21 protein-coding genes are annotated in these 23630 nt (G+C 36.9%); 9 read left to right on the top strand and 12 right to left on the bottom strand.

Translation table 11 applies throughout. The annotated features are described in order from the left end of the window. Window positions 1–66: 66 nt before the first annotated feature. Window positions 67–2412: a hypothetical protein gene (locus tag MR062_RS08870; RefSeq protein ID WP_242203797.1), complete on the bottom strand. Its 2346-nt coding sequence runs from the start codon at window positions 2410–2412 to the stop codon at window positions 67–69. A 164-nt stretch (window positions 2413–2576) separates the two neighbouring features. Between MR062_RS08870 and MR062_RS08865 the strand changes: the two genes are divergently transcribed. Continuing rightward, the gene (locus MR062_RS08865) at window positions 2577–3050 is read left to right on the top strand and encodes a regulatory protein RecX (protein ID WP_242203796.1); all 474 of its coding nucleotides are present in this window, start codon (window positions 2577–2579) and stop codon (window positions 3048–3050) included. Here the strand turns inward: MR062_RS08865 and MR062_RS08860 are convergent. Then, a complete protein-coding gene (locus tag MR062_RS08860; RefSeq protein ID WP_242203795.1) occupies window positions 3043–3909 on the bottom strand; it encodes a cupin-like domain-containing protein in 867 nt (288 codons plus the stop codon). The genes MR062_RS08865 and MR062_RS08860 overlap by 8 nt on opposite strands. Before the next feature lie 168 nt (window positions 3910–4077). Continuing rightward, window positions 4078–5172, bottom strand: coding sequence for a biotin synthase BioB (gene bioB / locus MR062_RS08855; RefSeq protein ID WP_242203794.1), 1095 nt, complete (start codon window positions 5170–5172; stop codon window positions 4078–4080). Window positions 5173–5264: 92 nt separating this feature from the next. Here bioB and MR062_RS08850 point away from each other — a divergent pair, with 92 nt between their 5' ends. Further along, on the top strand, window positions 5265–6188 hold the full coding sequence (locus MR062_RS08850; RefSeq protein ID WP_242203793.1) for a Gfo/Idh/MocA family protein: 924 nt from the start codon (window positions 5265–5267) through the stop codon (window positions 6186–6188). Between the two features lie 5 nt (window positions 6189–6193). Here MR062_RS08850 and MR062_RS08845 read toward each other — a convergent pair whose 3' ends face one another. The 4 genes from MR062_RS08845 to MR062_RS08830 all read right to left on the bottom strand — a co-directional run bounded on the left by MR062_RS08845 (window position 6194) and on the right by MR062_RS08830 (window position 10719). Then, window positions 6194–7396: a beta-ketoacyl synthase N-terminal-like domain-containing protein gene (locus MR062_RS08845; protein ID WP_242203792.1), complete on the bottom strand. Its 1203-nt coding sequence runs from the start codon at window positions 7394–7396 to the stop codon at window positions 6194–6196. A 78-nt stretch (window positions 7397–7474) separates the two neighbouring features. Beyond that, complete coding sequence (gene bioA / locus MR062_RS08840; RefSeq protein WP_242203791.1) at window positions 7475–8740, bottom strand: adenosylmethionine--8-amino-7-oxononanoate transaminase; 1266 nt, start codon at window positions 8738–8740, stop codon at window positions 7475–7477. An 81-nt stretch (window positions 8741–8821) separates the two neighbouring features. Then, window positions 8822–9436 carry a dethiobiotin synthase gene (bioD, locus tag MR062_RS08835; protein ID WP_242203790.1) on the bottom strand — a complete coding sequence of 205 codons (615 nt, stop codon included), beginning with the start codon at window positions 9434–9436 and terminating at the stop codon, window positions 8822–8824. An 86-nt stretch (window positions 9437–9522) separates the two neighbouring features. Then, on the bottom strand, window positions 9523–10719 hold the full coding sequence (locus tag MR062_RS08830; protein WP_242203789.1) for an aminotransferase class I/II-fold pyridoxal phosphate-dependent enzyme: 1197 nt from the start codon (window positions 10717–10719) through the stop codon (window positions 9523–9525). 66 nt (window positions 10720–10785) lie between these two features. Here MR062_RS08830 and MR062_RS08825 point away from each other — a divergent pair, with 66 nt between their 5' ends. The 4 genes from MR062_RS08825 (at window position 10786) to MR062_RS08810 (ending at window position 13499) form a co-directional block, all read left to right on the top strand. Then, window positions 10786–11331: a GNAT family N-acetyltransferase gene (locus MR062_RS08825; protein ID WP_242203788.1), complete on the top strand. Its 546-nt coding sequence runs from the start codon at window positions 10786–10788 to the stop codon at window positions 11329–11331. Window positions 11332–11447: 116 nt separating this feature from the next. Beyond that, window positions 11448–11975 carry a DUF2975 domain-containing protein gene (locus tag MR062_RS08820; RefSeq protein WP_242203787.1) on the top strand — a complete coding sequence of 176 codons (528 nt, stop codon included), beginning with the start codon at window positions 11448–11450 and terminating at the stop codon, window positions 11973–11975. A gap of 3 nt (window positions 11976–11978) precedes the next feature. After that, complete coding sequence (locus tag MR062_RS08815) at window positions 11979–12194, top strand: helix-turn-helix domain-containing protein (protein ID WP_242203786.1); 216 nt, start codon at window positions 11979–11981, stop codon at window positions 12192–12194. A gap of 48 nt (window positions 12195–12242) precedes the next feature. Beyond that, complete coding sequence (locus MR062_RS08810) at window positions 12243–13499, top strand: Y-family DNA polymerase (RefSeq protein ID WP_242203785.1); 1257 nt, start codon at window positions 12243–12245, stop codon at window positions 13497–13499. Between the two features lie 56 nt (window positions 13500–13555). Here MR062_RS08810 and MR062_RS08805 read toward each other — a convergent pair whose 3' ends face one another. From MR062_RS08805 to gdhA, 4 genes are all read right to left on the bottom strand, one after another. Beyond that, a complete protein-coding gene (locus MR062_RS08805; RefSeq protein ID WP_242203784.1) occupies window positions 13556–15964 on the bottom strand; it encodes a TonB-dependent receptor in 2409 nt (802 codons plus the stop codon). 3 nt (window positions 15965–15967) lie between these two features. Then, entirely contained in the window at window positions 15968–16687 is a 720-nt protein-coding gene (gene recO / locus MR062_RS08800) for a DNA repair protein RecO (RefSeq protein ID WP_242203783.1), read from the bottom strand. After that, the gene (gene porZ / locus MR062_RS08795) at window positions 16687–19029 is read right to left on the bottom strand and encodes a type IX secretion system anionic LPS delivery protein PorZ (protein ID WP_242203782.1); all 2343 of its coding nucleotides are present in this window, start codon (window positions 19027–19029) and stop codon (window positions 16687–16689) included. The genes recO and porZ overlap by 1 nt, the downstream gene beginning before the upstream one ends. A 163-nt stretch (window positions 19030–19192) precedes the next feature. Next, window positions 19193–20536, bottom strand: coding sequence for an NADP-specific glutamate dehydrogenase (gdhA, locus tag MR062_RS08790; protein ID WP_242203781.1), 1344 nt, complete (start codon window positions 20534–20536; stop codon window positions 19193–19195). A gap of 290 nt (window positions 20537–20826) precedes the next feature. Here gdhA and MR062_RS08785 point away from each other — a divergent pair, with 290 nt between their 5' ends. Next, window positions 20827–21666, top strand: a complete 840-nt coding sequence (locus MR062_RS08785) for a THC0290_0291 family protein (protein WP_242203780.1) — start codon at window positions 20827–20829, stop codon at window positions 21664–21666. A 2-nt stretch (window positions 21667–21668) separates the two neighbouring features. After that, window positions 21669–22394, top strand: a complete 726-nt coding sequence (locus tag MR062_RS08780; protein WP_242203779.1) for a DUF3298 and DUF4163 domain-containing protein — start codon at window positions 21669–21671, stop codon at window positions 22392–22394. Here the strand turns inward: MR062_RS08780 and MR062_RS08775 are convergent. After that, window positions 22371–22835 (bottom strand): DinB family protein, encoded by a 465-nt coding sequence (locus tag MR062_RS08775; protein WP_242203778.1) that lies wholly within the window; start codon window positions 22833–22835, stop codon window positions 22371–22373. The two genes, MR062_RS08780 and MR062_RS08775, sit on opposite strands and share 24 nt — an antisense overlap. Window positions 22836–23070: 235 nt before the next feature. On the opposite strand from MR062_RS08775, the gene MR062_RS08770 reads away from it, so the two are divergent. Beyond that, window positions 23071–23418, top strand: coding sequence for an arsenate reductase family protein (locus MR062_RS08770; RefSeq protein ID WP_242203777.1), 348 nt, complete (start codon window positions 23071–23073; stop codon window positions 23416–23418). The last annotated feature ends 212 nt before the right edge of the window (window positions 23419–23630 follow it).

The raw sequence follows: 23630 nt of genomic DNA, 5'->3' as shown, positions 1-23630 counted from the left end.
GTCCCTTAAAAATAACCCAATAAAAATACACAAAATAATTTAGCAAGCAACAGGTTTTAAACCATACTATTTCTTAACGATTTTTTTAGCAACTACCATGCCTCCTGACAATTCTATTTTAGCAACATATATGGTATTAGGCTTTAGTTTAGAAAGCCTATAGGTTTCCAAACTACTATTTCCTTTTAAATGATAGGTTAGGTTTCCTAAAAAATCATAAATCAATATCGATTTAATAGTTACCTCTTGAGCTGCTGAAAAGGTAACCACATCCCTATTCATTCCTGAAATTTGTACTAGATGCTCATTGCCCTTCCCTAAATCATCCGTAGACTTAAATACTATCTCAAATCGGTTGTTGAATTCCCCAACATCTGAAGTAAATGTATAACCGGAAGCCGTTAGGTTATGAATTATTTTTAACTCCTTATCTTTCAAATACATGGTATTGTCTTCCAAAAATGCCCCTTGAAGCTTAGGAATGGATAAGGTATATAATGTTGGCACCTTAATAGCTGTAGAAAATCCTAACTGGATTTTTTCATTAGGTGTTAAATCCTTTGGATTTTTTCCTTGAATAGCAAATTTTTTATTCGAACCCTTTATGGTTGAAAACAATACTGCTGAGCCCTTAGATACAACAACTTTGGCTGCATCAAAGCGCATGCCATCGTCATGTTTGGTAGCACCATCTACATATCCAATAGATATTTGACTGAACACCCCATTATCTGATGTTAAATTAATCCATAATTTATTTTTAAGGGTATTTTTTGGCTGCTTTTTTGTATTGGCACTTTTAAAAAACTGACTGTTATCTGATGTTCCTTTAATCCGCATACTATTAGTAAAGGTTACAGTACCTTCTTTGACATTTCCATTCGTACTAACTACCGTTCCCGAATTTGAATAGGATATAAAGAAACTTTGACAAGAGGGTACAACCCGATTGGGAGTAATGGCATCCCCTCCTGCTGTTTCAGAGCTTTCATTTATAACGGCGTAATCTGAAATACTAAAATTATAATACTGATTACCATTATTGGTTGCCGATAGGGGCGAATTATGGGACCAAATATAAATGGCTCCATCAATTGAGCTATTTGAAGCTAGGAGTAAATCTGCATCAATAGCTGAAGGATATGGATTTCCTATCAAATTCCAGTTATTATCATTTAATTCGGAATCATTTCTATATATAGGAACCGATATGCTACCATTATTAAAGGGACCTGAAAATTCATAGGTGAATCGATAAGGAGGCCATGACATCATTGACTCAAACAACATTTTTGAATGTGTACTGATGTAGCCAACCCCCGGCGTCATAACTGTTGCGTCTGTTACCTTTTGCCAATCGTTGCCATTATCGTCAACATCATCTTGCCCTGCAACAGTTGAGTTATCATTGTTCGTTTCTTTGGTCGCATCCAAATAATTTTGAGCATTAAAAAGAAATCGTCTACCGGGTTGCGAATCACTTAATGCAGAACCTATTGTTTCTCCCGACACCGGAGAACTCCAATTTGTATATTCATACCAGTTGTTAATTGGTGCCGTTTCTTTTTGGACTGTAATGGTTCCATTCTCCGTTACTGTTGCGAGGTCATTATTTTGAACGACAGCCCCCTGAGATCTTACTAATATATTACCATCTACAACAATATTGTTTTCAACTTCTACATAAGTGGAGCCACTTACAGTAAGTGTAGAACCAGTGTTGACAGTTAGGCTACAGGCACTAAAGTTACCATCATCTCCAGTATCATAATCCCCATCAATTATAACAGTGGTAGAACTATCTGGTGTACCATTATCCCAAGACGAACCTCCCCATGTAGATGTAACTATGGGAGAAACAACTCCGTTAAATGTAAAATCATTAATGCTAAATGTGGTAGAACCACTAAGAGTCCCATACGCATAGATTCTAAAAGTTATGGCAGCACTAATATTTTGAAATTCAGATGAAGTTAAATCTATTGTTGATTCGGTCTCAACCCCCAATGGTAAACTTATTGTTGACCCAATATAGGTAGCATAGCTATCTATACTACTTCTAACCTCAATAACATCAGGCCCCAGAAGCGAGCTTTGCCCATTAAATACTAAGCTTACAAAGTCGATTTCATAACAATCATTTGGAGTTAAGGTAAATTCAAAATAATCATTAGAGTTAAACAAAAGTCCCCAATCCTCAGCATTATAACGATCGTTTGTATTTACACCAGTTATACCAGGTCCCCGACTAATACCAGAAACGGTAATATTACTATCGTAGGTTTGTCCTGTAGTAAATGGATTGTCTTGATTGGGGTTGGTCCCTGTTATATCGTTGGTGAAAATACTTTGCCCATGAAAAATCGATAAAGAACATAGGCAAAACGCTGCTATGAAATTATGTTTAAACATAGAATAAGGTTAAAATTTTGGCAATTAGGTCGGGTTAATATACAAAACTTTTACTAATTATCCTATAAAATAAACACATTAACCTGTGAAACAAGTATTTCAACCTAAAAATTGATTAACTAAAAAACGATCCATATTTCTTAATTTGTTCATATTTTTGGCTTATGCATCAAAGAAAAGTACAAACCGTAGAGGAAGCCACTAAAAAGCTAGAACATTATTGCGCCTATCAAGAACGTTGCCATAAGGAAGTTAGGCAAAAGCTAATAGATATGGGCATGATACCAGAAGCCATAGACGTTATTCTTGTTCATTTAATAGAGCAGAACTTCTTAAACGAAGAACGATATGCCAAAACTTATGTCCAAGGTAAATTTAGCATAAAGAATTGGGGAAAAAGGCGTTTAGTTTTAGAATTAAAGCAAAAGGATATATCAAAACGCAATATCGATATTGCCATTAATGAAATAGACGATGGGACTTACTTGGAAACCTTTAACAATTTAGCAGAAAAACATGCTATAACGATTAAGGAAACCAATGTTTTGAAGAAAAAAAAGAAACTGGCCGACTATTTAATATACCGTGGCTGGGAGTCCCATTTGGTTTACGAAAAAGTTAACGAACTTATTAAATAGCTGTTCTTTTGTGTGTTCTCAAGATAGCCTGCTCATTTTTCCAATCTATCCATTTTTGACCTTTAACCCTGCGCATCGCATTATCTAGAGATCGCATAATGAACACATTATAAATAGCCTTTCCCAAATTTTGTGGATTTCTGGCAATAGCACGCAAACTCATTGAAAAACCAGGCGTTACATAACGCATGTAGTGCCAATACCCTTCTGGCATGTATAACACCTCGCCGTGGTTAAGTTCGCAAATCCACCCTTTGGCCTGCTTTAATGCCGGCCATTTATCAAAGTCTGGGTTATTAAAATCAATGTCTTCCCTGGTAATAAGTGAATGTGGTATTTTATACAAATAGTCATTTTGTTTTTGGTCGAACAAAATACATTGTTTTTGGCCTTCAAAATGAAAATGAAAAATATTGGCCAAATCAATATCGTAATGCATGAAAGTATAGGAATCCATTCCGCCAAAAAACAACATGGGCAACCCTTTCATGAGCCGCAAGCCAAAATCGGGATACGAGAAATCATTTTGAAGCTGAGGCACTTCCTTTAAAATATTCCAAAGAAAGATCCGGTATTTTGTAGGCTCACTTTTTAGCAGGTCTACATAATCTCCCATCTTCATCTTGGCATGCGGCTCGTTAAACCCATCTTTATAATCAACTGGTCTATCGTCGTAAAGCGGCACCGTTTTATCACCCGCTGTGGCTTTCATATAATCTAAACTCCACTTGGAATAGGCGGGCCAATCTTCAATAAAACGTTCAATAACCACAGGTATTTGTGGTTTAAAATAGTGCTTTAAAAAATCCGCCTTCGTAATGGTCTTAACACGCGGAATGTCCTGTAGGTTTAACGACACAAGCCTTAGAATTTAGATCGTCAAAGTTAAGAAAAGGTTATTTAACTTAAAATAGCATTTTGGTGTTATCCTTTTAGTGACTTCGAGAACCTCAGCCACCAAAATGTTTCGGGTTTTCCGATATATTTTAATTGCAAGCTTTCATTACCTCAAAAGCGGAAACACAACTTATTTAAGGGTTTTAGCTTTTTGCTTAGCCGCTTCGTTACGTTCAATAGTATGGTCTGGACGTGTCCACTTTGGCTTTTCACCCAAATCTTGGTATTGGGAATCTTTGGCTTCAACCGTCTGGGGTTGTACCTTTTTAGTAAATGGCTTTTGTGGATTTAACCCTAGCAATTCAAACATTTTCATGTCTTCATTAACATCAGGATTAGGTGTGGTTAGCAATTTATCACCCGCAAAAATGGAGTTGGCCCCCGCAAAAAAGCACATGGCCTGTCCTTCACGGGTCATTTGGGTACGCCCTGCACTTAAACGTACCTGAGTTTCTGGCATCACAATACGTGTCGTTGCTACCATGCGTACCATATCCCAAATAGATACAGGTTCTTGATCTTCCAATGGTGTACCTTCTACCGCAACCAAAGCATTAATGGGCACCGATTCGGGCTGTGGGTTTAATGTAGACAAGGCCACTAGCATCCCTGCTCGGTCTTCAACCTTCTCCCCCATTCCAATAATACCACCACTACATACCGTTACATTTGTTTTACGTACGTTATCTATAGTATCCAAACGGTCTTGAAATCCCCTTGTAGAAATTACTTCTTTATAATATTCTTCCGATGAGTCTAAATTATGGTTGTAAGCATACAGTCCAGCTTCGGCCAAACGCTTAGCCTGATTTTCTGTAAGCATGCCTAAAGTACAGCACACTTCCATATCCAATTTGTTTATAGAACGTACCATTTCAAGTACCTGATCGAACTCTTCACCATCTTTTACATTACGCCAGGCAGCTCCCATACATACTCTGGAGCTTCCGCTTTCTTTGGCTCTTAGGGCTTGGGCTTTCACTTGTTGTACAGACATGAGATCATTACCTTCTATATTGGTATGGTAACGTGCTGCTTGCGGACAATAGCCACAGTCTTCCGAGCACCCTCCCGTTTTAATGGACAACAAAGTGCTTACCTGAACCACATTAGGGTCGTGGTGCAACCTGTGTGCTGTAGCAGCATCATAAAGCAATTCCATAAAAGGTTTGTTGTATATCTCCAGAATTTCTTCTTTGGTCCAGTTATGTCTTGTTTCGATCATGCTCAGATAATTTTTAGCAAAAGTAAGTATTATGCCTAAGATAGCTAAAGATAAAAACTATTAATTTAACATGAAACGTTTAAATTTGAAGCATGACTAACACACTAAAAAAGCGAATAGCATTAATAGGTCTGGGCGGTATCGCTCAAAAAGCATACCTCCCCATCATGGCAAACCACGCTAAAGTAACACCTGTTCTTTGCACCAGAAATGAGGCCGTTTTAAAAACATTGGCTAACAAATATCGAATTGCAGAGTATTATACAAATGTCGATACACTTATTAAAAGTCTCCCCGATGCCGCTATGGTTCATACGGCTACAGAAAGCCATTATACCATTATAAAATCCCTTTTAATTGCCGGTATACCCGTTTTTGTAGACAAGCCCATTTGTTATACTCTAAGCGAGACCGAAGAACTTCTAAATCTGGCTATACAAATCCAAACGCCGCTTTATGTTGGGTTTAACCGTAGGTTTGCCCCGTTAATTTCAGCATTGAAAAAAAAAGCGCAGCCCCTACAGGTACATTGGCAAAAAAATAGGGTTAATCTTCCTGCAGATCCCAGGGTTTTTGTATTGGATGATTTTATCCATGTTGTAGATAGCTTACGTTTTTTAGCTAATGGAAAAGTTGAAAATTTACAAGTCTTTTCGCATATGGATAAAGGTCAATTACTTAGCATCAATGTCCAATGGCAACAAGGCAACACGCTTTTATATGGGACTATGAACCGCGTTAATGGTATTACCGAAGAGCGCTTGGAATATTTTACCCATGGCCATAAATGGGTGATTAACGAATTGGATGCTGGCTATCACTTTCACAATGAAGCCAAAACGCATTTAACATTTGACAATTGGACACCTACCTTATACAAAAGAGGATTTGAGGATCTAATTGAAAATTGGTTAAGCGTTCTAGATGAAAATACATTTAACAATCAAAATATTGAAGATATTTTGGAGACCCATCGATTGTGTGAAGCCATTTTAAATAAAATCCTAAAGAGATAAACTTGTCATTCTCTTGAAAGTAAAATGCTAACAGCATTACCACCAAACCCTACGGCGTTAACCAGTATATTTTTCAATTGCTTGGTTGGCTTTTGAGCGTAAAAAGGAACATTGATGAATTGTTGGTGTTGTAACATTAAAACCGCCAATTCCATACTTAAAAGTCCCGAAGCACCAAAGCTGTGACCTACTTTCCATTTATTAGTAGTTAAACTTGGCATTTTGTTACAGAACACTTTTTTTATGGCGTTATACTCAGATATATCTCCTTTTATGGTTCCGGGAGCATGCATAACCACGGCGTCAACCTCATCGGGAGGTGTATCGGCCATAGCCATTGCCATAGAACGCTGAAAACATTGGGCATCACTGGAAATGGATATGTTGTGTTCCAATATTTCGGTCGCATAGCCATAGCCTTTAATAACAGCCAAGGCATTGGACTTAATACCTGCTTCCAAACAAGCCATAGATGCACCTTCGCCCAAAACCATGGTGTTTTGCTTTTTACCAAAGTCCAAAGCACGGCAAGGGTAGTCTATGTCATCTCGTATGGCACCATAAGGTCTCGACTGCGCTCGACCTGACGAGTCCTGTTTTGAATAAATCTTTAACGCCTGCATTTGGGCAATGGTAAATGGTGTTAACGGTGCTTCACTACCACCTACCAAAAATTGATTGCACATTCCCGAGTTTATCCAGGCAATGCCATTTAACACCGCGTGCAATGCCGTAGAACAGGTAATGGAATGACTAATCTCTGGGCCTTGGGTTTGTAAATCGTGTGCTACCCAAGACGATATGTTCCCTAAAGTAGTTGTTGGGGAGCTTAAGGTTTTTGCTTTATGCTTCTTTAAAAAATCTTCGTGATAGGTTTCAAAAAGTCCCGTAGCGCCTCGCGAAGACCCAATGTTTATACCAAAATTATCAGATGCCTTCCAGCCTGCTTGTTCTACAGCTTGCCTTGATGCATAAATGGCGTATAAAACGGTATCGTCCAGCGATTTGTACTTGGCATCAGATTGTCGTAACAATGTGATATCCTGTTGTGCTTCTTTAGTAAGCTCCGCAACAAAAACAGGTGTTTTTAGCACTCGCTTTTCAATAAAACAATGACGGTTATTTTGATAGCTAGCCCAAGATTCTTGTAATGATTTACCTAATGGTGAAATCGATGCTAATGCGGTTATTGAGATTGGTTTTTGCATAGTTTTTGTCATGTAACCTAAAAACAGCTCTTTAGCAAAAAAGTATAACAGTTCAAGGTTGACCTTAAGCTTGCAAATTTACACTATTGACAAAGCTTCTTCAATAGTTTTATAGACTTTCTCTAATTGTTTTTCTGAAATCACATAAGGAGCCTGAATGTATATTGTGCTTCCCAAAGGTCTTAAAAACACCCCTTTGTCCATAAAAAATTTAAACAGTTTATCTCGTAAATTGCCATACCGCTCCATTTCAACATTTAAATCCAATGCAAAAATAACACCCAACTGCCTTGTAGATTTTACTTTTGGATGCGTTTTAATACGTTCATTAAACGCTTGATGAGCTTTTATAACGCGTTTTATATTATTTTGAATGTCTTTAGATTGCAACAACGCTACACCAGCCAAAGCAGCAGTACAAGCCAATGGATTGGCCGAGTAGGTATGCCCATGAAAAAGCCCCTTACTAATATCGTCACTATAAAAGGCATCATAAATATGCTGTGAACATGTCGTTAGTGCCATGGGCAACAAACCTCCCGTTAAGGCTTTACTCAAACACATAATATCTGGTTTGGTTTCCATATAATCTGATGCGAAATAACGTCCAGTTTTTCCAAAACCCGTCATTACCTCATCGGCAATAGTAACAATATTATTTTGCCTGCAAAAATTTAAAATAGTGTTTAAACCTTCAGCATTATGCATCTTCATCGCCGCCGCACCTTGTACCAAAGGTTCATAAACAAACCCGGCCACTTTATGGTTTTCTTTAATATTTTTTAGAGTTTTTAATATGGCATCATGATTTGTTCCGTTTGGTGTTGGAATGCGTTTTACCTCTAAAAAGAAATCTTCGAAAGGGCCATTATATACCGACAGTCCGGACACGCTCATAGCCCCAAAGGTATCGCCATGAAAACCTTCTTCAAAAGCAATTAATATATTTCGTTTTTCTCCATTGTTAAAATGGTACTGTAATGCCATCTTCACCCCTATCTCTACACTGGTGGAACCATTATCGCTAAAAAAGATTTTATTTTGGTTACTTGGCAGTATGTTAATTAGTGCTTCAGATAGTTTTATTGCTGGTTCGTGGGTAAACCCACTAAAAACCACCTGATCCAATTGTTGCATTTGAGTGGCCACCCTACTGGTAATATAATCGTTACAATGCCCATACATGCAGGTGTACCAAGACGCAATGGCATCGATATATTCATTTCCGTTTTCATCGGTTAACACACAGCCTTTAGCTTTTGTAATGGCAATGGCATCTGGGTGCAGCTTATGCTGCGTTAATGGGTGCCAAAGGTGTTTTTTATCGCGTTCGTTTAGTGTCATATTTCATCATTCCTGCGTAAGCAGAAATCTTTTTAATTATTAAATACCTTATCTGGATTCCTGCCTATGCAGGAACAATAGCTAAAGATTTTCCTTAAAAGCTTCAGCATATTCCTTTACTACGTTTTTATCGAAATAAGGTTCCTCATCTATACGCCCTATAACTGGGACCTTTGTCATCTTCTTAATAATAGATTCTGTGGTTGGGTGTTCTTTTCCATTAAAAACAATGGAAACATCAAAACCTTTTTCCTTTAACAAGTTAACCGTTAAAAGTGTATGGTTAATGCTTCCTAAATAATGACGAGATACTACAACAACCTTATAAGCAGGCTTTATAATATCCAAAACCGTTTGCGAATCGTTTAATGGCACCAATAGACCGCCAGCCCCTTCTATCACCAAATGGTTTTTAGTTTCGGGAGTTTTAATAGTTTTTAAATCGATAGTTAAACCGTCTATCTCTGCTGCCGCATGGGGACTCATTGGCGTTTTTAACGCGTAACTATTAGGGTGGAAAACCGATTTGCTATTCGATATTAAAGCCTGCACCTTATGGGTGTCGCTATGATCCAGATCCCCCGCTTGTACGGGTTTCCAATAATCGGCTTCCAAGGCTTCGGTTAGTATGGCCGAAACTATAGTTTTGCCCACATCGGTTCCTATTCCGGTAATAAAATATGTTTGTTGTTTCATTGATTATCTATCATAGCGTGGAGCCAAAGCGACGTGACAATCTTTTCAAAAAAACAGATTGCTTTTTACTTCGTTTGCAATGACTTTTACGCTACAAAAGTAGCTAACACTTTTAAGACTTCCGAAATTTCCTGTTCAGAATTAAACGCATGCAAACAAAAACGTAAACGTTCTTCTCCTTTGGGCACTGTGGGCGATAATATGGGCTTTACATCAAATCCGTGTTCCTGAAGTTTCGCAGCGATCAATTTTACGGTATCATTTCCTGAAACCACACAGCAATGGATTGCCGAATGGCTCTCAATAAACCCTAATTGCCCTTGGGGCACTCTCCCTAAAGGAAAAAGGTTAAATTGAAGCCTGTTAATTTCAGCTTTAAAAAACGCAATGTTTTGGTGTAGCTTTTGAACTTGAGCCCCACCTTTTTTACCCAGATTGACAAGCATATTATAAGCCATTTGGATCGTCGCCAAACTATGCGGAGGCAAAGCGGTTGTATAAATAAAACTTCGCGAAAAATTAACCAAATATTGCTTTAGGTCTTCACTTCCTAAAATAACTGCGCCATGACAACCTAGGGCTTTTCCAAATGTAATGAGCCTAGCAAAAACATCCTGTTCCAGTCCTAGTTCTTGAACTATTCCGCAACCGTTTGCTCCAAAAACACCAACGGCATGAGCTTCATCCACTATAACAAAGGCTCCATAGGCTTTGCACAGCTCAACAAGCTTAATCAGGTTGGGCGTGTCCCCATCCATTGAGAAAACCGATTCTGTAGCAACATATATTGTATGGTCTTTTAAAACTTCTCGCCTTCGCTTAAGGTGACGGCCTAAATCATCCAAATCGTTATGCTTAAACTTATAAGCCTGGGCATTCGACAATTTTATACCATCGCGAATGGAGGCATGAATGTATTCATCGTATAGAATAATATCACCGCGTTGTGGCACGCTTGAAAAAAGCCCCACATTAGCATCGTAACCCGAATTGAACACCAAAGCGGCTTCACTTTTATGGAACTCACAAAATGCCGCTTCTAAAACAGAATACAGCGGATGGTTTCCCGAAAGCAATCGGGATCCCGTAGCCCCATTTTGGGCAATATTATGATGAATTAAATAATTGTGTGTTTGTTCAAAAAGGTCTTTAGACTTCGCCAAACCCAAATAATCATTAGACGAAAAATCTACCAAACCAGATGGTTTATTTAACTGCCTTAAGGCATTGGCCACCTTTCGTTCGTCAAGCTTATGTTGGAGGTTTTTTGGAAATTTATCCATAAAACAAATGTATATAAAATCCCTATCTTTATGAATATGTTAGCTTGTTAGAAACAACAATTGTACATGCAAAAGACCAATATCTTATACCAAAGGGTCAAAACTGCTCAAGAATTAAACCAAATCTTAGAGCTGCAACAAAGCAACTTGCCTCAAAACCTAGCCAATATCGAAAAGGAAACCGAAGGTTTTGTTACGGTTACACACAGCTTTGAACTCCTTAAACAAATGAATGATGCCTGCCCCCATATTATTGCTAAATACAATGGCAAGGTTATAGGATATGCACTATGTATGACCACAGACTTTAAAGTAAAAATTCCTGTTTTAATTCCTATGTTTAATGAAATTGAATCGGTTATCCCTAAACACTTAAGTTATGTTATTATGGGACAAATATGCATCGATAAAACCGCAAGGGGCCAAGGTGTCTTTAGAGGCCTATATCAATTTATGGCACAAGAACTAAAAAACGACTTCAAGGCTATTATAACCGAAGTGGACATTAAAAACACAAGATCTCTCAATGCACATAAAGCGGTTGGTTTTAAGCCATTAAAAAACTACACTTCCAATAGTCAAATTTGGGAAGTTATTGGTTTAAACATTTAGTATCTTAAGGGCAAGAAACGACTAATTTGAAAACCAAATATTATCTTTTATAAATAATTATTTATTGTTTTTCAATAATTATAAATACATTTGTTATTGTTAAACAATAATTATACATGAAAAAATTAAAGTTACTTAAACTAATTACTGATATCATTTATTACTTAAATATTATTTTAATTACTATATCACCAATTGTTGCCTTTGCCGTCATAATTACAATAAATTCTGAAGGTCTTGAATACAAAGGCAAAGAATATACAAACATTGGAGCTGGACTAATCTTTTCCTATCTTTTAAAGTATTTAGTGTATTTGGCTTTAGTGTATTGCCTATATCTTTTTCGTAAAATCATTTTATTCTTTTTAGAGTTAAAGATTTTTGACAATATGGTTATTAATTTGTTTAATAAAATTGGAAAATATTTAATTTTAATTGGATTTGGATTTATTATATCTTCTTGCATCCCCATTGATTACAATTACACGACATACCATAGCGGTGGGTTTACGAATCATTACAAGCATGAATACAACTTTCAATTAAACTTTATTTGGATTGCAATTGGCTTATTCTTTCAAGTATTAAGTGAAGTACTAAGTTCTGCTAATGAATTGAAACAAGAAAACGATCTAACTATCTAACCCATGCCAATAATTGTAAATCTTGACATAATGCTCGCCAAACGCAAAATGAAAAGCAAAGAATTAGCGGGGCTTATTGGTATAACCGAAGCTAACCTTTCCATTTTAAAATCAGGAAAGGCAAAAGCTATTCGATTTTCAACACTTGAAGCCATCTGTATAGCTCTAGATTGCCAACCTTGTGATATTTTGGAATATGAAAAAGACATAACTTTTTAAACCTTCAAGGCTTTAAAATCCATAAAGGTCTTTGTATCTTTACCTACTATGTTTGCTCTAGTAGATTGTAATAATTTTTATGCTTCATGCGAGCGTGCTTTTAACCCTAATTTACAGGGAAAGCCTATCGCTATTCTTTCCAATAATGATGGCTGTGTTATCTCGCGAAGTGATGAAGCCAAAGCATTGGGCTTACCAATGGGAGCCCCTATTTTTAAATGGGAAGAATTCTGTAAAGCTAACCATATCGAGGTTTTCTCATCTAACTATCCGCTTTATGGCGATATGAGCAGTCGGGTAATGTCCATATTAACGCAATTCACCCCCGATGTTGAAACATACAGCATTGATGAAGCTTTTGTAGCATTTAAGGGCTTCGACCATTACAACTTTAACGATTACGGCACCCAAATTAGGCAACGCATTTTAACATGGACGGGCATCCCCACCTGTGTTGGCATTGCACCAACCAAAGCACTGAGTAAAGTAGCCAATAAAATTGCTAGAAAATTTCCAAAGGAAACTAAGGGCGTTTATGTTATTGATACTGAAGAAAAACGCATTAAAGCCCTAAAATGGATCGCCGTTGAAGACGTTTGGGGCATAGGTAATGGCTTGAATAAAAGATTGAAAGCCAAAGGCTGTAAAACAGCTTACGATTTTGTTCAACTGCCTGATAATTGGGTACGCAAATCCTTTTCTATTACCGAATGGAAACTGAAAAAAGATTTAGAAGGCATTCCTACCTTAAAGCTAGATGAAATTAAAACAAAGCGCGCTATTGCAACTACCCGAAGTTTCGATTACACCTATAGTGACCTTAATTATATAAAGGAACGCATTTCCACTTTTGCCTCCAGCTGTGCCGAAAAACTACGCAAACAAGGCTCCAGTTGCCATGTAGTTTATGTTATGCTAAGTAGTGACCGACATAAAAAAGACGTAGAGCAACATAAAGCAAGTAAAGCAGTTAACCTACCGTCCCCAACAGATTCTTCTCTTGTTATAAGTCATTGTGCTGTTGAAGCCGTTACGGCAATTTTCAAACCCGGCATAAAATACAAACGTGCAGGTGTTATTGTTATGGGCTTAGTACCTACCAATAACCACCAGTTACAATTATTCCAGAGCGAAAACCCTAAGCATAAGCCATTAATGCAAGCTATAGATCATTTAAATAAAAAATATGCCGATTACAAAATTAAACTGGGCAACCAAGATTTAAAACGTACCTGGAAGATGAGACAAGAACGGCTATCGCCACGCTACACTACCAATATAAATGACATTATAAAAGTCAAGTGAATTTGAACTGGGATACAATTCCACCTAGCAACATCCGCCATACACATTCAGAATGCTTAAATACTATACTTTAAAGACAGTATATAATTTCTTCCAGCAGCAGTTATTCCTGAAGAATAAGTGCGGTAACGCTTGTCTGCAATATTCTCTATACTCGCTATTAGAACCAAAGCATCGCTTAACTGATACTGAGCGCGTAAATTTAATGTATACCAGGAGGGAGAATATGGATTCCCATTGGCATCTGAAGCATAGATATAATCTTTCTTAGCTTCGGAAGGTGTTAATTCATCAAAAGAAAATTCACCATTGTAGTTTACAAATGCATCAACCTTAAAATTATTTGGCGCCCAAATTAAATGCGCATTACCAAAACTTGGTACCACATGCCTTACGGGCACCTCAACACCATCATTCTCTTCGGTACCACCAATAATACTGTACTGTGATTTTAACTTAAGGGTTCTCGTTAATTGCGCATCAAGACCTATTTCAAAGCCATAAATCCAGGCTTTTGAAGCATTTTGAATGGCCTGAACATCACTCAATTCACCATCATAATCAATTTGGGTTTCGCCATTTAAGCTAAAACCTCTGCGCACTAATGCATTATCCAAATAAGTATAGTAGGAACTCATATCTAAAACCACATTTTTAAAATGCAGTTTAACACCTAATTCCCCTCCATAGGCATATTCTGGTTTTAAATTTTCGTTAGGCACCACTACAGCACCTGGCTCTGAATCGAAAACTTTCCCAATATCATCAATATTTGGTGCCCTAAATGCAGACGAGGCATTTAAACGCCATTCTAAAACTGAGCTTGGCATCCAAGTGATACCTGCCATACCTGTTAATGCCCCAGATTTATTTTCAGAGGACTCGAAAGGTAAATTCAGAAAGACATTATTCTCTTTAAAGTTTGCTTTGGAAACGATATGGTTAAAGCGCAACCCAGATTGAAATACAAACTTAACATTGGGTTTATATTTTAAACTAGTGTATACTGCCGCCGATTGCCATGTAGCTCCATTAGGGTATCTAGAAACATCCTTAGAAAATGTATTGGTCTCAATATTTTCTTCACGTCCGCTAGAGTGTACTTTGTTATATACATACTCTGCACCATAAAAGAATTCTGTTTTCAAACTTAGTCTTTTTTCAAAATCAAAATTGACCGAGTAGGCATCTACAGCTTCTTCCCTTCTGTTTCTTAAGCTAGATTGAAAGTCTCTATCTACCCTGCTTTCTTGAAAGTTTTGATAGGCGAATGTAGCCTTTATTTTATCATAAAAATTAGAACCGCTACTAAGTTTAGTCACTTGTAGATTGGACATAAACCATTTTTGTGGGCCATAGTGCCACTCTGCAGAACGTAGGTTATCGCCTCTATATCTAATTAAACGATCGTACCTTGGAATATTAGAACTAGATGTATAATGCAGGCCTAAATCGAAGCTTAGATCTTTGGTTGCTTCAAAACGTGCCTTTTGTAATACATTAATTTGGTTATACCCTGTATATTTTTGAACTAAAGGATCGCTACTTTGCACCATACGGTCCTCATCATTAACCCGTATCACAAACTCTGGCCTTAAATATTCATCGGGACCATACTTACCCATTCTTAAATCATCAAAATCGGTATAGCTTATACTTGTAAGAAACGCCCATTTTTTATAGCCCAAATTAAAATCGAAGTGACCGGTATTTTCATTATTGGCCGAAGCATATCTCACAACTGCATTAGATTTTAACAATAGTGAATCACGATAGGACAATTGTGGTTTTGCCGAATAAAAACTCATCACTCCCCCTATGGCATCGCTACCGTAAATAACAGAACCAGCCCCTAAAGTCACCTCTGTACGCTGCACCGCAAAAGGGTCTACGGAAATAACATTGTGCAAATTCCCTCCCCTAAAAATAGCATTGTTCATTCTTACGCCATCAACAGTAATGAGCAATCTATTGGTTGAAAACCCTCTAATCATGGGACTACCACCACCCAACTGACTTTTTTGCACAAATATTTGTCCTGTACTACCTAATAAATCGGCACTGGTTTGCGGATTCACAAATGCTACGTTTTCCGCATTTATACTAACAATTTTTTGAGGTATGTCACGCTTATTCTGCTCGAATTTAGAAGCCGAAACCACTATCTCTTCCAGACCTTGGGTATTCAATTCTAAATAAACCACACCACTTTTATTGATATCCCCTTTAACCAACACTTTTAACACATGGGTTAAATGCTGAAAATAGATTAATTCTGAATTGGAAAACCGGTCTAATGATGCCTCTCCCTTAAAATTGGTTATAATACTTTTTGATTTATCAGCATTATAAATGGCAACCCCATAAACAGGCTCTTGGGTTATTTGGTTGAGAACTTTTATTTGCTGCGCTTGCAAGACTCCAGTTATTAATAAAAAGAAAAATATATTAAGATGGAACTTCATGTTTTAACTAAAAACTTGGTTGAAAATCTGTAATGACCTGGGGTGTTTAAAACTTCCCAAATGTAACTCAAAATACCGCAAAATCATATTTAAAAAGGATTGCCTTTGCTTTGCATTAATTTTTACTGTGTTTATTGCATCAAATGTCGTGCCTAAAAGCTGTTTTAAAAGCACTATATTTTCGCCCGAAATGGTATGTATATGTTCTGCCCTTGAAACAAATTTTCCTTCCTGTAAATTAAAAAACCCATAGCCTGTGGTATACCCGCCTGGATAAAAGCCTAGGTACTTGGTAAGTTTCAATAGAAAAAGCAAGTGAAAGTTTGCATATTCTGAGTTTGTATCGAGCCATTGTAAGGTGGCTTCCAGATAACTAAACAATATTTTATTTTCCTCCTCTTCCTGTAAGGCATTGGATAGAATTTCGGCAAGAAACATCGCAATGGCACTCTTAAACACATTGGCATGAACAGAAGCATACATGTAACTTGTTTTAACCTCATTTATAGCTTGTAACGACCTATTTTCCTTATATTGCATTACAATATCCAATTGGGACAATAACTGAAAATAAGCCACTTTTGCACTCCCTTTTTTACTACGCAACACATTGCGCAAAAGCACACTAACAACCCCTAACTTTTCGGTGTAGCATTTAACGATTAAATCGTTGTCACGGTATTTAAGTTTAGATAAAACAATGGCTTTTGTAGAAACTAGCATTACCTAACAACCATTAATTTTAAAACCTTGGTTTCGAAAGTATCTAAGTCTGAAAGCATGATAAGATAAACCCCAGAGGCCACCACATTGTTAGCTAGGTTTTTACCATTCCAATAGGCTGTACCTCCATCAATTTCAAGATTGTACCCATTGTAACGCAAATTGTTTCTTGATTGTGCCTCGGCCACTAAATTCCCTTCAATATCGGTAATTTTAATGTTTACATTTTCTGAAATATCCTTTATTTTAACTTTCTGTTCTACAATATCAAATTTAGGCCTTACTGGATTTGGATACACATAGGCACTTTCTAGATCTTCAAACGGACTTGAACCTCCAGACTTAAAAGCAACCAAACCTCTGTCTGTTGCCATATAAACAATACCATTGGTATTATCTATGGAAATATCTGTAATAGCATTAGATGGTAAAGGTGAATTATCGGTTGTGAAATGAAAAATGGTTTCTTGGCCATCTGAAGAGAAATAAAATACTCCTGAGTTACCGGTTCCTACCCATTTGTTATTGGAGCCATCTACTTTAATATCTGTAATTTGTTGTTGGAACAGTAGTTCCTTGGCAATACCATCTTCTAGAATAATAATTTCGTTGGTTTGGACAGAGTCATCGGCAAAAAAACCAGACGTGTTATATAATACCCGAAGTCCCTTAAAGGTTCCTATCCATAAGGCCCCTCTTGCATCCAAAGCCAACGCTGTAATATAATTTGTGGGCAAATTGCCGTCTTCTTCATTTATGGCCTTAACGGGTTGCCCACTATTATTTTCGTTAAACGCCGCCAAACCATATTCGTATGTTGCTATCCACTTTGTGCCATCATTGGCAATTACCAAATCGGTATAACCATTGTTATCCTTTTCCACCGCCGCTTCTATACTATAAGATTTCCAGGTGTTACTTGATGGATTATAAGTTTTTATGGCAGGATCTACAAAATTGGTTAGCGTCCATAACAAACCTGTATTATCAAAAACGGCATTGGACAATCTAACATCCCCAGTATAATCTGGCAAACTCGGAAAAAACGCATCGTCTAAGCCACTGTTATTTTCATCATATAAAGCAGTTGCAACTTCATCATTAATTTCTAATAATCCATCAATATAAGAACCAATAAACACCTGGTTATTATTAGACGGGTTAATTACAATGGCTTTCAATTCCCTAGCGCCTAACAATTCACTAAAAGGCGTGTTAATCCATTCACCCTCTTTTAAATGACTAAGGCCACGACCATTTAAAGGGAATGGGTTCAAAAATACATCATGTGCCCCATAAGTCACCCAAAGTCCATTTGGCTCTGCCTGTAAGGCAAAAGGACTATTCAATAAAGGCCCATCCGGTCTTATTTCTTCAAAGGAATTTGGACTTAACAATAAGGTTTTTAATACTCCATAATCGGTTGTTCCAACATATATATAATCTAAATCTGTTATTGCGGATGTAAAATTAGTTGGAAAGGTAACATCTTGAGAAACCTGAGCTATTGAACTGAAGTTATTGTCGTAAACAAACACATTATCTTTTGTAGTAACGATTAAATTACCATCATTAAATTTCATGTCATCCGGTAGGCTAGGATATAAAAACCGTTCGGTTAGAACATCATTCGTTATACTATAAATTCGTCTGTTTGTGCTTATGGTATATAGTTGGTCAAAAGCTGTTTCGATAGCTACAAAATTACCTGTTGTAATCGTTTGCCAATTGTTATAGTCGATGATATTTGAATTGGCATGTAACGCTTTTCTAATACCATATCCTCCTAAGCAAGAGGCATAGATATAATCACCCAAAATAGCGGTTTGACTTACTTGTATCTGCTCTCCGCTATCACCTATAAAATAGGTATCGCCAAACTCTAAACGATCTAAGTCGTATACAGATATACCATAATCGGTAGCGATATAAACCAAATTATTTTGAATATTAAAATGGTTGACCCCTCTATTGGCCGGCAATATTGTTGGCTTTTCAATAATATCGACTACCGAAAGGACTTCATCGTCGTTATCAAAACGTATTTCAATGAGCCCATTTATATAGCCAATAATTAAGAGTTCATAAGCTTCACTATAACTAATTGTAGAAATGGTTTGCCCAGAAAGTCCATTTATTGTTGTTATGGTTTCTAATTCGTTGGTTTGGGTATCGTAACTAAAAATAGCATTTTCGGTAGCAGCGTATATTTTGTTTCCCCCTTTTACCACTTGGGATACCTTATTATATGAAAAATGTCCTTCCCATAGGCTTGAAAAATCTTGAGCAGCCCCCAAAAAAGGCATTACCATACATACAAGTAAAACTATTCTTCTACACATAATTTCTTTTCGTTGGTCAAAAATACTTGATTTTTTTATGCTTTATAAACATAACTCAAATTTTACTAAGGAAATACGTTTACATATAACGCATTATGGATTTAAATCATATAAAAAAACCTCCTTAAATTAAGGAGGCTCTCAAACTTAATTAACCTTAAAATTAAACAATTCCTTGTGCCAACATAGCATCTGCAACTTTAACAAAGCCAGCTATATTAGCGCCTTTAACATAGTCTATATATCCGTCTTCCTCTGTACCGTATTCGATACAAGATTGATGGATATCGGCCATGATTTCTTTTAGTTTATTATCCACTTCTTCCCTGGTCCATTTGTACCTTAAAGAGTTTTGTGTCATCTCTAATCCAGAGGTCGCGACACCACCCGCATTAGAAGCTTTTCCTGGCGCAAATAAGATCTTTGCCTTATGGAATGTATGTACCGCTTCTTTAGTTGAAGGCATATTAGCGCCTTCACTAATACAAATACAACCATTGTCTATCAATGTTTGGGCATCTTCTTCATTCAACTCATTTTGTGTAGCACACGGCAGGGCAATATCACATTTTATTTCCCAAGGTGTTTTACCCTTAACGAATTTGGCATTAGGATATTCATTAACATATTCACTTATCCTACCTCTTTCTTCATTTTTAAGATGCATGACATATTTTAATTTATCTGCGTCTATACCATCTTCATCATAAATATACCCTGAAGAATCTGATAAAGTAAGCACCTTAGCTCCTAATTGCAATGCTTTTTCGGCCGCAAATTGTGCTACGTTACCCGAACCAGAAATAACAACCTTTTTACCTTCAAAGCTATCTCCTTTTACTTCCAACATGTTTTGTGCAAAATATACGGTACCATACCCAGTAGCTTCTGGTCTAATTAAAGACCCTCCCCAAGACATGCCTTTTCCTGTTAAAACTCCAGTAAACTCATTTCTTAGCTTCTTGTACATACCGAAAAGGAATCCTATTTCTCGGGCTCCAACTCCTATATCGCCTGCTGGTATGTCTGTATTTGGACCTATATGCCTAAATAGTTCACTCATAAAAGCATGGCAAAAACGCATGATCTCATTATCACTTTTACCTTTAGGATCGAAATCACTTCCGCCCTTGCCCCCACCCATTGGCAAGGTGGTTAAGCTATTCTTGAAAACCTGCTCAAAAGCCAGGAACTTTAAAATACTCATATTAACTGTTGGGTGAAAACGCAACCCGCCTTTATATGGCCCTATTGCAGAATTCATCTGGATTCGATACCCCCTATTCACCTGGATCTCACCAGAGTCATCAACCCAACAAACTCTAAACGTTATAGCACGCTCTGGTTCTGCCATACGTAACAATATGTTCTTACCATGATAAATGTCGTGTTGAACAATATAAGGAATTACTGTTTCAGCCACTTCTTCAACAGCTTGCAAGAACTCAGGCTCGTGCCCGTTACGTTCTTTAACCAGGTCCATAAACCCTTCAATTATTTCTTTCATGTGTTTTTATTTATTGTTTTTTAATGGTCACATGTAACATCCACTTAATCATTTTGCTGTGTATAAAATTTTTAGTCATGGATGTTTCATTTACTTAAAAATTGAATTGTGTTTGTAAAATATGTAATTTTAGAGCACAAATATACATTATCTTTAAAATTTATATTGTTTTTTTTTGAATTTCGTAATAAGATTTATTTATAAACCATAGACAATTATACAAACATTTGAATGTTAAAGGGGTTTTCATATATTTGTTAGTATAATTCCCCAAAAGCAATGCCGACCCTATGCTTAACTCAAAACTTCTTTTTACAGTTTTTTTCCTGGTTGTTTTCGGCAAAACGGCATTTCCGCAATTAGGGTTTTCCCATGAAATAGGCGTTATTGCTGGTCCTGTTGAATTTAGGGCAGATTTTGGAAGTCGTTTTGATGAAGCTACCAACCTTGGCAACTCTGGTATTGGTATTGGTATTGTGCATTATATTAACTTTGCATATCGGGCAGATTGTAATTGTTATTCTACCGATACCTATTTTAATGACCATTTTAAACTGCGAAACGAAATATCCTGGAACTATACAGTCTTAGACCATCACGGTGAATGGGTAAAACCCAAATACACCTCTGCAAACGCCAATAAATTAAGAGCCCACCATGGTGTTGCGGAAAACTTTGATATTGGCACACAAATTGAATATTTCCCCAGAAGTATTAGATCTTTTCAGGCTTTCAGCTATTTATTGGCACCTTATATAAGCTTGGGCATACATTATACCTCATCCCACCCCCAAGCCAGTACCACTTATGGCGATGGCAATGTTTTTAATGGCAGCAACATCTATTCGTATTGGTACGAAAACCCATCTCTTTTACCTCCGCTACCTGCTGGAGTTCCCGAGAGTGAGCGCGAATACCCTATTAACACCAGTCCCATTTCCGATTGGTCTATGGTCACCAGTGTTGGGGTGCGCTACAAAATTGGGGTACTATCGGATTTACTACTGGATTTGCGTTGGCAGCTCTATTTTAACGATTGGGTAGATGGCTTTAACCACAAACTAAACTATAACAAGTTTAACGATTGGTTGCTATGGCTTAATGTTGGGTACATCTATTATTTAGACTAAAGATGATGTACAATAAAAAGTCCCTTTTAATCATTAGTTTCATTTTTATTGCTATGGCTTGTAAAAAAGAAGTTAATATTACCTTTTCTGAAATTTCCTTTACAACAAACAACAACTCTATAGTTTCCGTAAACCTTCCAAATGCTAGTGGAAATAAAGACATTTCAAACCTAATAAACTCAGAAATTCAACGAGTCGCAATAGCAGCTCTACATATAGGCGATCCAGATAACATAACCAGTGCATCCATTAAAGAAAGCATTACTGCCTTCTCCCAAGAATTTGAATCCTTTAAAAACGACTTTCCTGAGGCTAATCAATTATGGGAAGCTCAAATTGATGGTGATGTGATGTTTGAATCTAAAGACATTATAAGCATAGCTATTACAAGTTACACCAATACTGGTGGCGCCCATGGTAATTTAACCATTAGTATATTAAACTTTAATGCTAAAACGGGAGAGCGCATTACCAACACCCAATTATTTAAAAACGAGGCAGCTTTTAAGTCTGTTGCTAAAACCTATTTTAATAATGCCGTTAAGGACAAAACGCTTTTGTTTAGCGACCAAACATTTACCTTACCTGCAAATATAGGCTATAGTGAAGATGGCCTTATTTTGCTCTATAACACCTACGAAATAGCTCCTTACTCCAGCGGTATCATTGAGTTTACTATTCCCTATACCCAAATAAATGCTCTTTTAGTTTTTAACGGCTCTCACTAATGCCATAACATATCCTAAATGCATGCCTTCATGAAACAGTATAAACTGTAACGCTTCTTCAATATTTGTTAATGTATTTCCCGTAGTAGAGACCGTGTACTCTTTAAAGTTTATAAAGGCCTTATCCTTATAATCTTTTTGCGTTCGTTCTATTGTTGAAAACAAAAGGGTTTTGATTTCATCTACTTCTGCCTGTGTAACCGTTCTCTCTGGCCGTGTTCCCTTCATATAATTTACAACAAGCGAATCGCTTATCATAAGTGGTAATCCAGATAGTTTGTAGGCCAATAACTGCTCGGTCACAACAATATGCCCTATGTTCCAAATGATATTATTATTAAATCCTTCTGGTATTTTATTTAAATCCTCGAGCGAGGTGTTTTCAATATATTTTTTAAAAAAACGACGTGTATTATTTAATACTTCAAACGTAAAATTCATAATCTTTATTTTTCGATAAATATAGCTTTAATTTGTATTTTAGAAACTGAATTTCGTATGAAATGCTTTATCAAATGTTCGGACGCCAACCCAAAAAAGTATAACGACTCCGCAAAATAAACCAACCATATCAAATGGTGACTTAGGCACTACATACCTGTGCTGAGCGCAGTCGTGGTCACTGAGCCCCGTTGAAGTGAAGTGTCCCCTTTGAAAAGCAAATAAACATTAACAGATGAAAAAAGTATATTATTTAAAAACCTGTAGTACCTGCATTAGAATTTTAAAAGCGCTTGACCTTCCTTCAGAATTTATATTGCAAGATATTAAAACCCAAGCGATAACCGTAAAACAATTAGAAGTAATGAAAACTCTTGCTGGAAGTTACGAAGCCCTTTTTAGCAAACGCTCTAAGCTATACAAGGAAATGGATTTAAAAAATCAAGATTTAAGTGAGAAAGACTATAAGCATTATATCTTAGACCATTATACTTTTTTAAGTCGGCCTGTAATAATCATTAACGACAAGATATTTATTGGCAATTCCAAAAAAACGGTCGAAGCTGTAAAAACTGCGCTGTAAAAATTTGTGACTCCACTAGGATTCCCTTCGACAAAGCTTGTAATGAGCGCAGTCGAAATACTCAGGATAGACCCCGAATCTCAAAGCTTCGCAACTCTGGCGCATTCACTTTGTGACTCCACCAGGATTCCCTTCGGCACCGCTCAGGGTAAACCTCGAATCTTAAAGCTTCGCTTTACAGTTGCTTCGCAACTCTGGCGCATTCACTTTGT

Source organism: Aestuariivivens insulae, from assembly GCF_022662195.1.
GTDB lineage: Bacteria > Bacteroidota > Bacteroidia > Flavobacteriales > Flavobacteriaceae > Aestuariivivens > Aestuariivivens insulae.
This window is presented reverse-complemented; position numbering and strand designations above follow the sequence as displayed.

Excerpts from the sequence above, each read along its gene's own strand:
- MR062_RS08865 (WP_242203796.1), top strand. The coding sequence starts at position 2,577 with ATGCATCAAAGAAAAGTACAAACCGTAGAGGAAGCCACTAAAAAGCTA.
- MR062_RS08770 (WP_242203777.1), top strand. The coding sequence starts at position 23,071 with ATGAAAAAAGTATATTATTTAAAAACCTGTAGTACCTGCATTAGAATT.
- MR062_RS08870 (WP_242203797.1), bottom strand. The coding sequence starts at position 2,412 with ATGTTTAAACATAATTTCATAGCAGCGTTTTGCCTATGTTCTTTATCG.
- MR062_RS08780 (WP_242203779.1), top strand. The coding sequence starts at position 21,669 with ATGATGTACAATAAAAAGTCCCTTTTAATCATTAGTTTCATTTTTATT.
- gdhA (WP_242203781.1), bottom strand. The coding sequence starts at position 20,536 with ATGAAAGAAATAATTGAAGGGTTTATGGACCTGGTTAAAGAACGTAAC.
- bioD (WP_242203790.1), bottom strand. The coding sequence starts at position 9,436 with ATGAAACAACAAACATATTTTATTACCGGAATAGGAACCGATGTGGGC.
- bioA (WP_242203791.1), bottom strand. The coding sequence starts at position 8,740 with ATGACACTAAACGAACGCGATAAAAAACACCTTTGGCACCCATTAACG.
- MR062_RS08850 (WP_242203793.1), top strand. The coding sequence starts at position 5,265 with ATGACTAACACACTAAAAAAGCGAATAGCATTAATAGGTCTGGGCGGT.
- MR062_RS08775 (WP_242203778.1), bottom strand. The coding sequence starts at position 22,835 with ATGAATTTTACGTTTGAAGTATTAAATAATACACGTCGTTTTTTTAAA.
- MR062_RS08785 (WP_242203780.1), top strand. The coding sequence starts at position 20,827 with ATGCTTAACTCAAAACTTCTTTTTACAGTTTTTTTCCTGGTTGTTTTC.
- recO (WP_242203783.1), bottom strand. The coding sequence starts at position 16,687 with ATGCTAGTTTCTACAAAAGCCATTGTTTTATCTAAACTTAAATACCGT.
- MR062_RS08830 (WP_242203789.1), bottom strand. The coding sequence starts at position 10,719 with ATGGATAAATTTCCAAAAAACCTCCAACATAAGCTTGACGAACGAAAG.
- MR062_RS08810 (WP_242203785.1), top strand. The coding sequence starts at position 12,243 with ATGTTTGCTCTAGTAGATTGTAATAATTTTTATGCTTCATGCGAGCGT.
- MR062_RS08820 (WP_242203787.1), top strand. The coding sequence starts at position 11,448 with ATGAAAAAATTAAAGTTACTTAAACTAATTACTGATATCATTTATTAC.
- bioB (WP_242203794.1), bottom strand. The coding sequence starts at position 5,172 with ATGATCGAAACAAGACATAACTGGACCAAAGAAGAAATTCTGGAGATA.
- MR062_RS08845 (WP_242203792.1), bottom strand. The coding sequence starts at position 7,396 with ATGCAAAAACCAATCTCAATAACCGCATTAGCATCGATTTCACCATTA.
- MR062_RS08805 (WP_242203784.1), bottom strand. The coding sequence starts at position 15,964 with ATGAAGTTCCATCTTAATATATTTTTCTTTTTATTAATAACTGGAGTC.
- porZ (WP_242203782.1), bottom strand. The coding sequence starts at position 19,029 with ATGTGTAGAAGAATAGTTTTACTTGTATGTATGGTAATGCCTTTTTTG.
- MR062_RS08815 (WP_242203786.1), top strand. The coding sequence starts at position 11,979 with ATGCCAATAATTGTAAATCTTGACATAATGCTCGCCAAACGCAAAATG.
- MR062_RS08825 (WP_242203788.1), top strand. The coding sequence starts at position 10,786 with ATGCAAAAGACCAATATCTTATACCAAAGGGTCAAAACTGCTCAAGAA.